This is a genomic window from Halanaerobium sehlinense, assembly GCF_055379485.1.
Genome location: NZ_AP042442.1, coordinates 1,807,785 through 1,822,533 on the forward strand (window position 1 = coordinate 1,807,785; position 14,749 = coordinate 1,822,533).

A 14,749-nucleotide genomic window follows, 5' to 3' on the forward strand; every position below is an offset into this window, starting at 1 on the left:
AAATTAATTTAGTAAATTATAATTGCTTTTAATTGTATTTTCTGTTTCTAATAATATTTCTTCGATTATTTTTTGGACAGATTTAATTTCAGAAATCATGCCCGAAATTTGTCCGGCCATTACACTGCCTTCCTTGACATCTCCATCAATTACAGCATCTCTTAGTTTACCAGATCCAATCTCTTCAATCTTTTTGGGATCTACTCCCTGCCTTTCTAATTTGTCCATTTCCTTAGTCAGTTTATTTTTTAAATTTCTAACTGGATGACCAGTGCTGCGGCCGGTAACGACTGCATCTCTGTCTCTTGAACCAACAATTGCCTTTTTAAATTCTAAAGAAGCAGTACATTCTTCAGAACAAACAAATCTAGTTCCAATCTGAACTCCACTGGCTCCTAAGGCTAAAACAGCTGCTAAACCTCTGCCATCACCAACACCTCCTGCTGCAATAACCGGAATATCCACAGCATCAACTACCTGTGGTACAAGAGCCATGGTTGTCAATTCTCCAATATGACCTCCAGCCTCAGTTCCTTCCGCAATCACTGCATCAACATCCAATCTTGCCATTCTTTTAGCAAGAGCAACTGAAGGAACAACAGGAATCACTTTGGATCCAATTTCCTGAAATCTTTTTACATATTTTCCCGGGTTACCTGCACCTGTAGTAATAACAGGAACCTTTTTTTCAACAGCTAAATCAATTATATCTTCTGCAAAGGGAGAAAGTAACATAATATTTAAACCAAATGGTTTATCAGTCAATTCCCTTACCTTTTCAATCTCTTTTTCAATTACATCAGCTGGTGCACTTCCAGCACCAATTACACCCAGGCCCCCTGCAGTAGATACTGCAGCTGCCAGTTCACCTGTAGCAACCCAGGCCATACCTCCTTGAATAATTGGCTTTTCAATCTCTAATAAATCACAAAGTTCTGTTTTCAATGCCATTTATTCCAACTCCTCATTCTTCTCTAACTCAGCTTTAATCAATTTTACTATATCTTCATTTACAGTCTTTTTAGCAGCCTTGACCGCATTATAAATAGCTGTGCTGTCAGAACTGCCGTGACTAATAATTACAACACCGTTTACTCCCAATAAAGGTGCTCCTCCATACTGTCTATAATCAATTTTTTTCAAAACTTTTTTTAAATATGGTTTTATTAAAAAAGCAGCAATTTTAGAACGTAAATTTGTTTTAAAACTCTCTTTAATTAAATCAAGAAAAAATGAAGCTGCTCCTTCTGTTGTTTTAAGAACTACATTTCCAACAAAGCCATCTGTTACAACAACATCAACTTTGTCACTAAAGATATCTCTACCTTCAACATTACCAATGAAATTTTTTATTCTTTGATCATCACTTAAAACTTGATAACTTTCTTTACTTAAGTTATTACCCTTTGTTTTCTCTTCTCCAATATTTAAAAGAGCTACCTTTGGGTTTTCTATTTTCATTACATTTTCTGCATAAAGCTGTCCCATTAAAGCAAATTGCTGTAAATTTTCAGGACTACAGTCTGTATTAGCACCATTATCTAAAACTAAAGTGCTTCCTTTAGCAGCAGGAAATTGGATTGCAATAGGTGGTCTGGAAACCCCTTTAATCCTTCCAACTCGTAATAAGCCAGCTGCCATTACTGAACCTGTATTACCTGGAGATATAAAAGCATCAACTTCTGCTTTTTTTAAAAGAGCTGACCCAACATTTACTGTGGCATTCTTTTTTTTGCGCAGAGCTTTAATTGGTGATTCGTCCATAGTAATAATCTGATCAGCATTTTCAATTTTAAGCCTTTTCGAATCATAGTCAGTTTTTGCTAACTCTTCGCTTATAATATCATATTCACCAATCAGGGTCAATTCTATTTCTTTATCTTCTTTAAAAGCCTTTAAAGCTCCCTTAATTAATTCGGATGGGGCTTTTTCTCCACTCATTACATCTACAGCTATTCTATACAATATTGCCGCCTCCCAGAGTCCAAAAAAACAAAAATTTATATCTTTATCATTTGCAAAACATTATATCTCAACCGTCGGTCAAATGCAAGTTTATGGCAAGAAAAAAACAGAGAATCTCCAGTTCAGAGATCTCTGTTTATCTAAAATGATTTAATTTCCGCTCACCTTTTTTCCATCATAATGTCCACATTCTGGACATACATGATGAGGTAAAATTTTCTCATGGCAGTTTGAACATTCTACAAGACTAGGAGCACTCAATTTTTTATGAGTACGTCTTTTTCGCTTACGTGTTTTAGAAGTCCGTTTCTTAGGTACAGCCATTCTATACACCTCCTTTAATTATTCTTCATCATTATAAAATTCTTTAAGTTTTGCCAGACGAGGATCTACTGTCTCTATCTCACAATCACATTCTCCCTGATTTAAATCCTGACCACATTGAGGACAAATGCCTTTACAATCTTCAGAACAGAGAGGTTTCATTGGTAAGGATAGAATTATATTATCCACAATTATATCGTCTAAATATAGTTCTTCCTCATCTTCCATTTCACTTTTTATTACATCTTCAGAAATATCCAATTTTATTGGAGAACTATACTTTTGCAAACAACGACTGCAGCTTAAAATTAGTTCAGCTTCTAAAGTTCCCTGAACAAGAAAAGAATCCTCGGTATTATAAATTTCAAGTTCAAGCTGAACCTTATCTTTTATTTCAATTTCACGATCGACAAATTCTAAATTGTGAAATTCAAGCTCCAGTGAGACATTTTTTCTGCCTCCGATTTCTTTTAAATCACTGAGGTTAATATACAATTTATTTGATCACCCCTGTAAATAGCCACGTTTTATTATATAAAAAGTAGCCTGAACTGTCAAGCAAAAATTTACTGATTTATTAATTCCATTGTATCTTTTGCAATTACTAATTCCTCATTTGTTGGAACAACCATCGCTTTAACTTTAGAATCAGCGGTAGAAATAAAGACTTCTTTTCCGCGGCAGTCATTAGCCTCCTGATCGAGCTCAACACCTAAGTATTCTAGCCCTTCTAAAATCCCTGCACGAGTATCGATTGAATTTTCTCCAATACCTGCAGTAAAGACAATTGCATCAACACCACCCATTGCAGCTGAATAAGCGCCGATGTATTTTTTAACTCTATAATTAAATAATTCTATTGCAATTTCTGCCTGATGGTTACCTGCAGCTGCTGCATCTTCTACATCACGTGAGTCACTGCTGACTCCAGAGACTCCCAGCAGACCACTTTTCTTATTTAAAATATCGTCCATCTCAGAAGCAGAAATGTTTTCTTTATCCATAATGAATGGAATAATCGCTGGATCAATATCTCCACAGCGGGTTCCCATAACTAATCCTTCAAGTGGAGTTAGGCCCATACTTGTGTCAACAGATTTTCCATTTTTAACTGCAGCTACACTGGCTCCATTACCAAGGTGACAGGTTATAATTTTTAGTTCAGATAAATCTCGCTCCATCATTTTGGCAGCTCTTTTAGCTACATAACCATGAGATGTTCCATGAAAACCATATCTTCTGACTCCATATTCCTCATAATATTCGTAAGGAAGAGCATAAATATATGCTTTTTCCGGCATACTCTGATGAAAAGCTGTATCAAAAACACCAACCTGTGGTTTGTCAGGCATCAATTCTTTGCAAACCTTAACTCCCATAATATTAGGTGGGTTATGCAGAGGTGCTAAGTCAGAAACAGCCTCCAATTTTTTTATTGTTTCTTCATCAATGATTGTTGATTCTGCAAAAGCTTCTCCACCATGAACAATTCGGTGTCCAATTGCTTCAACTTCGTCCATGTTTTCTAAAACTCCGTGATCTTCTGATAAAAGGGTTTCAATTAACAATTCGATTCCTACTTTATGGTTAGGAATATCTTTTTCAATTACAATTTCATCTCCACTACCATTTTCATATTCTAAATATGAATCAGCAATTCCAATTCTCTGAATAAGTCCTTTTGCCAACACACTTTCCGTTTCCATATTGAATAATTGATACTTTAGAGATGAACTGCCGCTATTAATTACAAGTATTTTCATTCTTTTCCTCCTAGAGTTTATAATATTACTTAATTATTCATTTTGAGCTTGAACTGCTGTAATTGCAGTTAAGTTAATAACATCTTCAACAGAACAACCTCGAGAAAGATCGTTAATCGGTGCTGCAAGGCCCTGCAAAATTGGTCCGACTGCATCTGCACCTGCCAGTCTCTGAACTAATTTATAGCCAATATTACCTGACTGTAAGTCTGGGAAAATTAATACATTTGCTTTACCTGCTATTTCACTACCAGGAGCTTTTCTGGCACCAACACTTTCAACCAGTGCTGCATCAGCCTGCATTTCCCCATCAATTTTCAAGTGGGGAGCATTTTCATGCGCAATTTTAACTGCATTTCGAACATTGTCTACATTCTCATGTTTGGCACTACCCATTGTTGAAAACGAAAGCATAGCCACTCTTGGTTCAAAATCTAACAGTCTTTTTGTTGTATCTGCTGTAGTAATTGCGATTTCTGCCAGCTGTTCTGAATTTGGAGTTGGGTTTACTGCACAATCTGATACAACTAAAACTCCATCTTCACCAAATGATTTATCCTTTAGAACCATTATTATAGCACTTGAAACTGTTGAAATACCTTCAGCAGTTTTAACAATTTGAAAAGCAGGTCTTAATACATTTCCAGTAGCATTGGCTGCTCCAGCAACCATTCCATCTGCTTTATTGGTATAAATCATCATGGTAGCGAAGTATAAAGGATCTTTTACTATATTTTCAGCCTCTTCTTTTGTAATTCCCTTATGTTTTCTTAATTCATAAAACTCATCTGTAAATTCTGCTATGTAATCAGATTTTTCGGGATCAATAATTTCAATCCCACTTAAATCAACTCCGTAATCTGAAGCCTGTTTTTGGATAGAATCCTGCTCAGCTAAAATTATTATTTTAGCAAATTTTTCTGATTCCACCTCGGCTGCAGCTCTAATTATTCTTTCATCATCACCTTCAGCAAAAACAATTGTCTGCAAATTAGAAGCAGCTTTTTCTTTGAAATCTTTTAATACGTCCATTTAAATTTCCTCCCCCGTGGTTTTAAAAATAAGTTATTTGTTCTTTTTTTATATATTTGCTATTATATATATAATACTATATTAAAGTTTCAAACCCTTTTTTATTAAAAGAAGTTCGAAAAGTAAAACTTTTGTCTAAATTTAAACAATACATTTAAAATATTAAATTAATAATTTGGAGTGTTTCTAATGAAAGCAACTGCCTTAATAGTTGAATATAATCCTTTCCATAATGGTCATCAATATCATCTTCAAAAAAGTAGAGAGATTACTCAAAATGATGATTTGATTGTTATCATGAGTGGTAATTTTTCACAGCGTGGCGATGCAGCAATTCTCGACAAATGGGCCAGAACTAAACAAGCTTTAAGCTGTGGTGCTGATCTAGTTTTAGAGTTGCCTTTTATTTATGATATCCGAAGCGCAGAATATTTTGCCCATTACTCTATTTTAAGCCTGGAAAAAACTAATCTTGTTGACTCAATCGTTTTTGGTAGTGAAGCTGGTGAAATTGATCTTCTCTCTGCTGTCGCAGAAGCCTTAACTAAAGAAAGTACTGCCTTCAAAAATTCACTACAATTTTTTTTAAAAAATGGTTTGGATTTTCCAACTGCCAGGGCCAGGGCATTACTTACCAATTATAAGGACTATAATAATCTATCAGAATTTAAAGCAAAAAAAATAAAAGAAGTTTTAGCAGCACCAAATAATATCCTAGCAATAGAATATTTAAAATCATTAATTAAATTAAAATCTAAGATAAGTGCATATACTATCAAAAGAATTGGAACTGATTATCACAGTCAAGAAATAAATAAAAATTATGCCAGTGCCTCTTTAATTAGAAATTTATTTAATAATCGCGAAAAAAAAGAAGCTCTAAAAGCAGTTAAAAAATTAATGCCAGATTCAGCCTGGGCTATCTTAAAAAATGAAGTTGAAATAGGGAGATATGTCAAAAATAATTCTAAAAAACAAATAATATTAAAAACTATAGATCAAATCAGACGTCTCCAGGCTTCAGATTTAAAAAAATACAAAGGTATCAGTAATGGCTTGGAAAACCGCTTTATCGATATAGCTGCAGTAGAATCTAACGCTGAGTCATTTCTAGAAGCTTTAAAATCTAAAAATCTAACAGAAAGCAAAATCAAAAGAAAAATTCTACAAATTTACTTTTCATTAGATGCTTCAAAAATTACAGCAGCAGAGAATAATGCTCCACATTACCTACGAGTTCTGGGTGTAAAAAAAGGTAAAGAATATCTGCTTTCTAAACTGCAGGCTGAAGCAAGGACTGAAGTTATCATCAATCCTGCCGAAAAAATAAATAGAATCAACCTGGGAGCTTCAGATCCTCTCGAGCTTTCATTAAGCTATGATCTAGTAGCAGGTGATCTTTATGCACTTTTATATGAAAATCAGGAACACAGTCAGGCACGCAGAGATTTTTACCAGCGGTTAATCAAAATATGATAAGGTTATAGTTTAAGATCCTCTTCTAAATAATTAATAATATCAGAAATTGTTTTCACCTTTAATAATTCTAAACCATCAGCATATTCAACAGCAGTATCATAGTTATCTTCCGGCACAATAAATAAATCGACACCAACTTCTTTGGCTGCCATAATTTTATATTTAACCCCATCAATTCTACCTATTTCACCATCTAAACTTATTGTTCCGGTTCCGGCTATTTTGCGGCCGCCTGTAATATCTTCTGGAATCAGCTGGTTATAAATTTCCATTGTAAAAACACTACCAGCTGAAGGACCGATTATATTATCTGTCTCAAAGCTAACTTCACCTGGTATATCATATTCTAAACCTCTGGAACTAATTAAAACTCCAATTGAAGGGTTGCCTTCATTACCTTCCAATTCTACAGTTTCTAAATTGAAGACCAACTCTTTCTCATCTCTGATAACTTTAATTTCAACTGTATCACCAATATTTCTATTTTTTATTATATTAACAGCATCTGCAGCCATTTCCACCTTTTTACCATCAACAGCAGTTATTAAATCGTCTTTTTTGAGGTTATTATATGCTGAGCCCTCTTTCATAACTTCTACTACTTCTGCCCCTTCTCCGGATACCTGAACCTCATAGCCAGCCTGCCTAAAAGCAACTGCTTGAGCCTGAAGCTTACTCTCTTCCATAAGTTCAGCCATTAAATTGATATATTCACTCATTTCCATATCTTCAGGCAGCTGATCAGCAATTGAAGTTAACTCTTTATCATCAGGTGAAAAAAGGCTTAGATAAAAATAATCCCAGGCCATTGCCCTTCTGCTGCTAACTGCCGTTAATAAAAACTCTCCCTGATTATCATAACCATCTTTAACTTTTATCATTGGTGATAATTCTGCTGCTATTCCGGGTTCCATAACCTGGTAAGGAACAGGAACAAAATTACTTATTACAAATAATATTAAAATTATTCCAATTAAGCGTGAATAAAACTTATTTATATATTTCTTTTTCATATCTATCTTCCTCTTTAGATAATTTTTTAATGTTAAATTTGCAAAAACCAGCACTACTATTATATATGATAAATACTTCTAAATGCAAAATTTTTTTGTAGATTCCTTGACATCGATTATTTGCTAAGTTATAATCGTTATAAATTGAATATCTGAGATTTGATTAGCAGTTTAACTAATCATAAAATACCTCATTTTTTGATGAGGTAGAGGTGCGGAAAAAATTATTAACTTTTATATTTATCCTGAACCAGGATCATAAATTAAAAGTGAAAGGTTTTTCTGCCGAAGTGGGTTTTTATGGTTCTAAAAATCTACTGGGTCTGTGTATAAGATATACAGAACTGTCATAATAATTTATTTATTATGTTGTGCTATCTCAAGTAACAATCAAGAAAATGAGGCGATTTTTGCTATTAACCCGGCATATCGCTGGGTATTTTTTATGCCTTTAAAATTAATTGCTAATTAAAACAAAAAACAAGGAGGATCTATTATGGAAAGTTATGGAATTATTTCTTTACTGCCGCCACTGCTGGCAATTATTTTAGCCTGGTGGAGTAAGCAGGTTGTATTATCATTATTTTTAGGAGTTTTTGCAGGTGCATTAATTACAAATGCATATAATCCACTTTTTGCTTTTATGCATACTTTGGATAATTATATTTTAGCATCTCTTGCAGATTCCTGGAATGCTGGAATCATATTATTTTTATTAGCTATGGGTGGAATGATTGGAATCATAAACAAATCAGGTGGAATTATTGCAATTGGTGAATACGTTGCTGAAAGAGCAAATTCAGTTGTTAAAACACAGTTTGCCGCCTGGGTAATGGGTGTACTTATCTTCTTTGATGACTATGCAAACACCTTGATTGTAGGAAATACAATGCGTCCAATTACAGATAAAATGAAAATTTCAAGAGAAAAATTAGCTTTTATAGTCGATTTAACTGCTGCTGCAGTTTCTAGTATTGTTCCAATTTCAACCTGGATTGCTTTTGAAGTTGGTGTTATTAGAGATGGCTTTGACTCTTTAGGATTAGAAATGAGTGCTTATGGAACTTTTGTGCAGACAATACCTTATCGCTTTTATAGTATTTTTGCCCTTGGTTTTGCTTTAATTATTATTTTTACAGCCAAAGACTTTGGCCCAATGTTAAAAGCTGAAAAAAGAGCCCGCTCTACAGGAGAAACTTTAAGACCTGGATCAACACCAATGGTTTCACAGGAAATGGAAGAAATCGAACAGCCTGAAGGTGAAAGTTTTACTTTTACAAATTCATTTTTACCTATTATTGGTGTTATTTTAGTTACCCTAATCGGTCTCTGGTATAATGGAGGCGGTTTAGAAGCTGGAACTTCAATCAGAGATGCTTTTGGAAATGCAGATGCCAGTATTGTTCTTTTATGGGCAGCAATTAGTGGTAGTTTTATTGCTGGAATTCTTGCTTTTGCAAAAGGTATTTTGACAATTAGTGAAACTGTTGATGGTTGGATTGATGGTGCAAAATCAATGTTTATTGCCTGTTTAATTCTTGTTTTAGCCTGGTCAATTGGAAGTATTACTGATGACTTAGGTACTGCAAATTTTTTAGTTTCTATTTTAGAAGGTAATATAATACCTGAAATTGTACCTGTAATGATTTTTGTTTTCTCTGCTTTTATTGCCTTTACAATTGGAAGTTCCTGGGGTACAGTTGCAATAGTAATGCCGCTGGCAATTCCTTTAGCTAACTCAATTGGAATTCCAATGCTGCCTACAATTGCAGCAGTTTTAACTGCAAGTGTTATGGGTGACCACTGCTCACCTATTTCAGACACAACTATCATGTCTTCTACTGCTTCTGCTGTAGATCATATGGACCATGTTACTACCCAGATGCCATATGCCTTAACAGTTGGTTTAGTTGCTGCCCTATTTGGTTTCTTACCAGCGGGTTTTGGGATTTCAGCCCTTTATTCATTACCAATAGGTTTAATCGCTTTATATGTTATAGTAAGTGTGATTGGTAAAAAAGCAGATGAACTAGTTTAGTAAGTAGAGATTACAAAACCGCTGTTAATTAACAGCGGTTTTTTTAATGCTATAATTTTTTTCAATTTCAGCTGCTGACATTGGCTTAGCAAAATAATAACCCTGCACATAGTCATTCTCCAATTTGTTAAGTTTATTAAGCTGGGATTCTGTTTCTACACCCTCTGCAATAGTTTTTAAATTAAGCAGATGAGCAATATTAACTATTGATTCCACGATATTCTGGCTGTCTTGGTTTGTGTTCATGTTTCTTATAAAAGAAATATCAATCTTTAAATAATCAATAGGGAATTTTTGCAAATAGCTAAAAGAAGAATAGCCCGTTCCAAAATCATCAATCGCAATTGAATGTCCATTTTCCTTCATCTCATTCATTACTTTTAAACTGTAGTCAACCTCACTCATTGCAATAGATTCGGTAATTTCAAAATTTATCAAAGCAGGATCAATATCAGCTGCATCAATAATTTTATAAATATCTTTAAGATGTTCACTATCTTCCAGCTGTTTAGCGGATAAATTAATTGATACTGGTACAGGATCATATCCCTTTTTTAACCATGCATTGATAGATTCAACAACCTTTGCAACCACAATTAAACCAACTTTTTTTATTAGTTTAGAACTTTCCAGAATTGGAATAAACTCTGATGGATAGATCATTCCCTCCTGTGGATCCTGCCATCTAAGCAGTGCTTCCATCCCAAATAAGCTTTTATCACTGCCCAGATAATAAGGTTGATAATATATTAAAAAATCATCATTTTTTAGAGCATGATCTAATCTTGCTTCCATTTTATTAAATTCTTTTATTTCATGATCCATCTCATGATTAAAAAAAGCATAATCGTTTTTTTCAATATTTACCAGAGCTATTTCTGAATTCGACAGCAGTTTTTTAGCATTTTTAGAGTCATCCGGATAAATCGAAACTCCAACTCGTGCATTTAACATTAAAGTTTCCTGGTTAAATTCAATTGTGTCGGTAAACAATTCCAAAATTTGCTTTACTATCTTATAGATTTGATTGCTGCTTTCAATATCATCGATAATTAAAGCAAAGTTATCTCCACCTAAATAAGCTAAATTATTATTTTGATCAATTTTTACACATCTTTTTTTATCATTGATCTGTTTATTTATTAGAGCTGCAACTAAATTAATTAAAGTCTTGTTATTTTCTGCTTTATTATAAATATCATTTAAATGTTTAATTTTATTAAACTTAATCACTAAAACTGCAATTTTTTGCTCAAGATTAAGATCTATTAAATCACTAATTTTATTTTCAATAAATCTTCTATTTGGGAGACCAAAAATCATATCATAATTAGATATATACTCTATTTGTTCCCTTAGTTTTTCATTTTGTGTAATATCTTTACCAACAGAAATGAAGTTAATTATTTCATCTTCATAATTTCTAATTGGAGTTATTGTTTGTTCAGAATAAAAATAATCACCATTCTTCTTCTTATTGATAATAACATCGTTAAATACTTTTCCGGCTTTAATCGTTTCCCATAAATTTTTATAGTATTTTTGGTCGTGTTTATTAGACTTAAACAAAGATGGGTTTTCTCCAATTACTTCTTCCCGGCTGTATCCAGTTATTTCTTTAACAGTTGTATTTACATACTCTACAATACCACTCTCATCAGTAATTACTACCCAGTTATCAGTTTCATTAATCGCTTTGATCAACTTAAAAATTTCAATCTCATCTTCAAAATTATTGGTTAACTTTTTAGCTATAGAAATGGTTTCTATTTCATCTTTTTCATTTTTAATTTCAATATTATTCCAGCTGCAGTTAATTATTCTTCCACTTTTTGTAATAACTCTGCTTCTAAAATTTTTAGGAAGTGAGTTTATTTCTCCTCGCTTCCACTTTAACCAGAGCTGCTGATCTGCTTCTGCAATCATGGTTGAAATAAACTGCTGATCAATTATTTCTTCCTTTTTCCAGCCTAAAATTTTAACTGCATATTGATTTAAGTCAGTAATTTTTCCGCTTTCATCCCAGGAAATATAAACCAGGGGTGAGTTTTGATATATTTTATTAATTTTTTCAGTACTGTAATTAAGTTTTTGAATTAAAGACTCATTAATATTTTTCACTTCCATTAGTAACACTATCCTTTTTGCCAGTATTTTTTCATTTTTTTAGTTAGGAGCTGATCATCTAACTTTGACGGCCATAGTTCTTTATTATTTTTTTCCCGCATTGCAGAAACTAAATTAGAGAACAGTAAATTATCCTCAAAATATTTTTGGAAATCTTCCCTAATCTCTGCTCTGACTGTAATGCCGTCATAAGGACAGGAACTTTTAGAAATTGAAATTCCTTTATTTCTCACTTCTTCTGCAATAACATCTTCACGTAGATATATCAGAGGTCGAATTATCTCAATTTTATTTTTACTTAAATATCTTTTAGCCTGAAGAGTTTTTAACTGACCGGAATAAAAAATACTCATCAAATATGTTTCTACAGCATCATCTAAATGATGTCCAAAGGCAAGTTTATTAAAATCATTATCTTTCAAATAATTGATCATAGCTCCTTTACGAAAGTGAGCACATTTAGAACAGGGATTATCAGCTTCTTCATTTTCTATGTAATCGGAAATATTGGTTTTTATAATTTCTATTTTAACGTCCAGACCAGCTGCCAATTTTTTCAATTTAAAAGCTGTTGAATCATCAAAACCTGGATCTACATGGACAGCCTCCAAAATAAAATTATTTTTAAAATGCTGATTAAATAGTTTTAGCATTAAAAGTAGAAACGTACTGTCCTTGCCTCCAGAAAGACCAACTGCAATCTTATCTCCATCATTAATCATTTCATATTCTGCTACTGCTTTAACCACTTTGGCAGTAATACTGCTTTCAAAAGATAGGTTCATAATTATTTTTAAATCTCCTTTAGCCAGCTATTTAATGCTTCTGATTGTGATTTTGCTATTTCAAAAGCTGAATCATAGATGCTTTCCAGCTGTTTAGAATCTTTGCTAAAACGGTCAATTTCAATTGACTCAGGTCTGAAAACAAAAAAATCACCGGCCTCTTCTTTTTGTTTAATATAAGCCAAAGTGTCATTATAAACCTGATACCTCTGTTTTAAATCATCAGCTAAATTTGGATATTTATGCAAAAATAAATCTAATAAAAATTTTGCTTTAACTGGTGATTTCTTATACCCTTCTTCCCTGGTTAAAATAACAACCGCCTTTGGCCAGCCATCCTTTACAGCCTTTTTAACTGGGATTGAATCTCTGATCCCACCATCTAAATACAATTTACCATCAATCTCAACTGGATTGGAAACAAGAGGCAGACTGCTTGAAGCCTTAAAAACTTTATCTATCCTGCTGATACTCTCGAATTCCTGCGGAGAAAAATATCTGATTTCTCCGCTTTGACATTCAGTTGCCGCAACCTTTAAAACAGTATTTGAACTTTTAAAGCTTTGATAATCAAATGGCAAAATTTCATGTGGCAGCTGATGAAAGAGAAAATCCATACCAAAATAATTGCCTTCTTTAAGCAGGTTTTTAAAACCCATATATCTATCATCTTCAACTAACTCAGTAAATATTTTTTTATTGCGAAACCTCTGGCGACTTGTGTAATTAGCCCCATTGTTGGCACCAGCTGAAACACCAATGACATATTCAAAATAAATTTCATTTTTTAATAAATAGTCAATGATTCCAGCTGTAAAAGCCCCTCTCATTCCTCCACCTTCAAGAACCAGTGCACATTTTTGAATCTGCAATTTACAAACACCTCTTAACTACATTTTTCTAATATCTTTACCAAAAGGCATTAATGATAAATAAGCAAGTTTTAAACTCTGCTTTGCAAAAGGGATTCCAATAATTGTAACAGCAAATATTAAAGCTGAAATTAAATTAGCTAGTGCTAATTCCCAACCAAAAACAATTATCCAAATAATGTTAGCTATTAAACCTAAAGATGAATTGTTTTTTTCAACTACCTCTTTGCCAAAGGGGGCTATCTGCATTTTAGCCATTTTAAAACACTGTTTACCTATTGGAATTCCAATAATAGTAATTGAAGATAAAATCCCGGCTGCAAACCAAAAGATAGCTTCAATTAAACCTCCAAAAATAAACCAGATAATATTACCGATTAGTGTCATAATAATCCTCCCCTTTATATTAGAATAGCTAAAATAAGAGTAAATGCTGTTGAATAATTAATAAGCATAAAGTTATTGACTGCTAAGATAAATGTATCTTTTTTTTTCTGTTTTCTTTCAAACTTATTAATATTTTGTTGAACTTTAAAAATTGATAATAATGCCAAAAGAGAAATCAATGGTAAAATATTAAAAACCACTGAAATTAAAATACCTATATAAGATAAGTAGTATAAATACTTAAAAAGTTTAAGGCTGTCATTACGGGATAAATAGATTGGAAGTGTATAGCGTTTATTTGCTAAATCATCTTCTATATCACAAATATTATTTGCCAGCATAATATTTGCAATTCCCAAAATTAGAGGGAGTGAGAAAATAAAAATCTTTAAAATTGCTAAATACTGAAATTTTAACAGTAAATTTTTACCCTCTAAAAAAACAGATATTAATTCACGATTATGAATGTAAACTGCTATAAATGTAATAAAAAAACCCATAGTGAATCCCGAAAAAATTTCTCCCAAAGGAGTTCTAGAGATTGGGACAGGACCTGAGGTATACAAAATACCAATAATAAATGATATGAAACCAACCATTAAAACTATAACATCAGTTTCTAGATAAAGCAGTAAACCAGTTACTACTGCTAATGAAAAAAGAATTAAAATAGTTTTCTTAACAGTTTTTTTGCTTAAATTATAATTTACCACTGCATTATGTTGTTCATAATTATAGCCCTCTTTTTTTTCAGCTTTTAAGTAATCCTGATAGTTATTAACTGCTGTAGTTCCCATATCAACTGAAAGTAGTGAAATGAACATTAAAATAAAATTAGTGATTTTAAAATTAGAATAATGATATAATAAATATAAATTCCCCATTAAAAAGGGAGTAAAACTTGCTATTTTAGTTTGAATCTCTACTAGCTTCAAAAAAGCATTTACCGTCAAAACAGTCACCT

At 32.7% G+C, this 14,749-nt stretch carries 14 protein-coding genes and 1 riboswitch; of the genes, 2 read left to right on the forward strand and 12 right to left on the reverse strand.

What is annotated here, in order from left to right; genetic code table 11:
- Positions 1–3 precede the first annotated feature (3 nt).
- The 6 genes from fabK to pta all read right to left on the reverse strand — a co-directional run bounded on the left by fabK (position 4) and on the right by pta (position 5,084).
- On the reverse strand, positions 4–951 hold the full coding sequence (fabK, locus tag ACZ446_RS08880) for an enoyl-[acyl-carrier-protein] reductase FabK (RefSeq protein WP_464392214.1): 948 nt from the start codon (positions 949–951) through the stop codon (positions 4–6).
- Positions 952–1,965, reverse strand: coding sequence for a phosphate acyltransferase PlsX (gene plsX, locus ACZ446_RS08885; protein ID WP_464392215.1), 1,014 nt, complete (start codon positions 1,963–1,965; stop codon positions 952–954).
- Positions 1,966–2,115: 150 nt separating this feature from the next.
- Complete coding sequence (gene rpmF, locus ACZ446_RS08890; RefSeq protein ID WP_108139692.1) at positions 2,116–2,289, reverse strand: 50S ribosomal protein L32; 174 nt, start codon at positions 2,287–2,289, stop codon at positions 2,116–2,118.
- A gap of 18 nt (positions 2,290–2,307) precedes the next feature.
- A complete protein-coding gene (locus tag ACZ446_RS08895; protein ID WP_464392216.1) occupies positions 2,308–2,784 on the reverse strand; it encodes a YceD family protein in 477 nt (158 codons plus the stop codon).
- 71 nt (positions 2,785–2,855) lie between these two features.
- Entirely contained in the window at positions 2,856–4,052 is a 1,197-nt protein-coding gene (locus tag ACZ446_RS08900; RefSeq protein WP_464392217.1) for an acetate/propionate family kinase, read from the reverse strand.
- A gap of 33 nt (positions 4,053–4,085) precedes the next feature.
- Positions 4,086–5,084: a phosphate acetyltransferase gene (gene pta, locus ACZ446_RS08905; RefSeq protein WP_464392218.1), complete on the reverse strand. Its 999-nt coding sequence runs from the start codon at positions 5,082–5,084 to the stop codon at positions 4,086–4,088.
- 189 nt (positions 5,085–5,273) lie between these two features.
- On the opposite strand from pta, the gene ACZ446_RS08910 reads away from it, so the two are divergent.
- The gene (locus ACZ446_RS08910) at positions 5,274–6,560 is read left to right on the forward strand and encodes a tRNA(Met) cytidine acetate ligase (protein WP_464392219.1); all 1,287 of its coding nucleotides are present in this window, start codon (positions 5,274–5,276) and stop codon (positions 6,558–6,560) included.
- A gap of 5 nt (positions 6,561–6,565) precedes the next feature.
- Here the strand turns inward: ACZ446_RS08910 and ACZ446_RS08915 are convergent, their stop codons facing one another.
- Complete coding sequence (locus tag ACZ446_RS08915) at positions 6,566–7,576, reverse strand: YlbL family protein (protein WP_464392220.1); 1,011 nt, start codon at positions 7,574–7,576, stop codon at positions 6,566–6,568.
- 199 nt (positions 7,577–7,775) lie between these two features.
- Positions 7,776–7,961, forward strand: a riboswitch (Lysine riboswitch).
- A gap of 111 nt (positions 7,962–8,072) precedes the next feature.
- On the opposite strand from ACZ446_RS08915, the gene ACZ446_RS08920 reads away from it, so the two are divergent.
- Complete coding sequence (locus ACZ446_RS08920) at positions 8,073–9,614, forward strand: Na+/H+ antiporter NhaC family protein (protein WP_464392221.1); 1,542 nt, start codon at positions 8,073–8,075, stop codon at positions 9,612–9,614.
- Positions 9,615–9,638: 24 nt separating this feature from the next.
- On the opposite strand, the gene ACZ446_RS08925 is transcribed toward ACZ446_RS08920, so the two are convergent.
- Genes ACZ446_RS08925 through menA form a run of 5 tightly spaced genes read right to left on the reverse strand, consistent with a single transcriptional unit; the run spans position 9,639 to position 14,738 of the window.
- Positions 9,639–11,741 carry an EAL domain-containing protein gene (locus ACZ446_RS08925; RefSeq protein WP_464392222.1) on the reverse strand — a complete coding sequence of 701 codons (2,103 nt, stop codon included), beginning with the start codon at positions 11,739–11,741 and terminating at the stop codon, positions 9,639–9,641.
- A gap of 8 nt (positions 11,742–11,749) precedes the next feature.
- The gene (locus tag ACZ446_RS08930; protein WP_464392223.1) at positions 11,750–12,526 is read right to left on the reverse strand and encodes a tRNA lysidine(34) synthetase; all 777 of its coding nucleotides are present in this window, start codon (positions 12,524–12,526) and stop codon (positions 11,750–11,752) included.
- An 8-nt stretch (positions 12,527–12,534) separates the two neighbouring features.
- On the reverse strand, positions 12,535–13,398 hold the full coding sequence (locus tag ACZ446_RS08935) for a patatin-like phospholipase family protein (protein ID WP_464392224.1): 864 nt from the start codon (positions 13,396–13,398) through the stop codon (positions 12,535–12,537).
- Positions 13,399–13,416: 18 nt separating this feature from the next.
- Positions 13,417–13,785 carry a YccF domain-containing protein gene (locus ACZ446_RS08940; protein WP_464392225.1) on the reverse strand — a complete coding sequence of 123 codons (369 nt, stop codon included), beginning with the start codon at positions 13,783–13,785 and terminating at the stop codon, positions 13,417–13,419.
- Positions 13,786–13,799: 14 nt separating this feature from the next.
- On the reverse strand, positions 13,800–14,738 hold the full coding sequence (menA, locus tag ACZ446_RS08945; protein WP_464392226.1) for a 1,4-dihydroxy-2-naphthoate polyprenyltransferase: 939 nt from the start codon (positions 14,736–14,738) through the stop codon (positions 13,800–13,802).
- Positions 14,739–14,749 lie beyond the last annotated feature (11 nt).

Coding starts and splice junctions, on each gene's coding strand:
- ACZ446_RS08925 (WP_464392222.1), bottom strand. CDS start 11,741: ATGGAAGTGAAAAATATTAATGAGTCTTTAATTCAAAAACTTAATTAC.
- ACZ446_RS08920 (WP_464392221.1), top strand. CDS start 8,073: ATGGAAAGTTATGGAATTATTTCTTTACTGCCGCCACTGCTGGCAATT.
- ACZ446_RS08910 (WP_464392219.1), top strand. CDS start 5,274: ATGAAAGCAACTGCCTTAATAGTTGAATATAATCCTTTCCATAATGGT.
- pta (WP_464392218.1), bottom strand. CDS start 5,084: ATGGACGTATTAAAAGATTTCAAAGAAAAAGCTGCTTCTAATTTGCAG.
- ACZ446_RS08930 (WP_464392223.1), bottom strand. CDS start 12,526: ATGAACCTATCTTTTGAAAGCAGTATTACTGCCAAAGTGGTTAAAGCA.
- fabK (WP_464392214.1), bottom strand. CDS start 951: ATGGCATTGAAAACAGAACTTTGTGATTTATTAGAGATTGAAAAGCCA.
- ACZ446_RS08900 (WP_464392217.1), bottom strand. CDS start 4,052: ATGAAAATACTTGTAATTAATAGCGGCAGTTCATCTCTAAAGTATCAA.
- ACZ446_RS08915 (WP_464392220.1), bottom strand. CDS start 7,576: ATGAAAAAGAAATATATAAATAAGTTTTATTCACGCTTAATTGGAATA.
- rpmF (WP_108139692.1), bottom strand. CDS start 2,289: ATGGCTGTACCTAAGAAACGGACTTCTAAAACACGTAAGCGAAAAAGA.
- ACZ446_RS08940 (WP_464392225.1), bottom strand. CDS start 13,785: ATGACACTAATCGGTAATATTATCTGGTTTATTTTTGGAGGTTTAATT.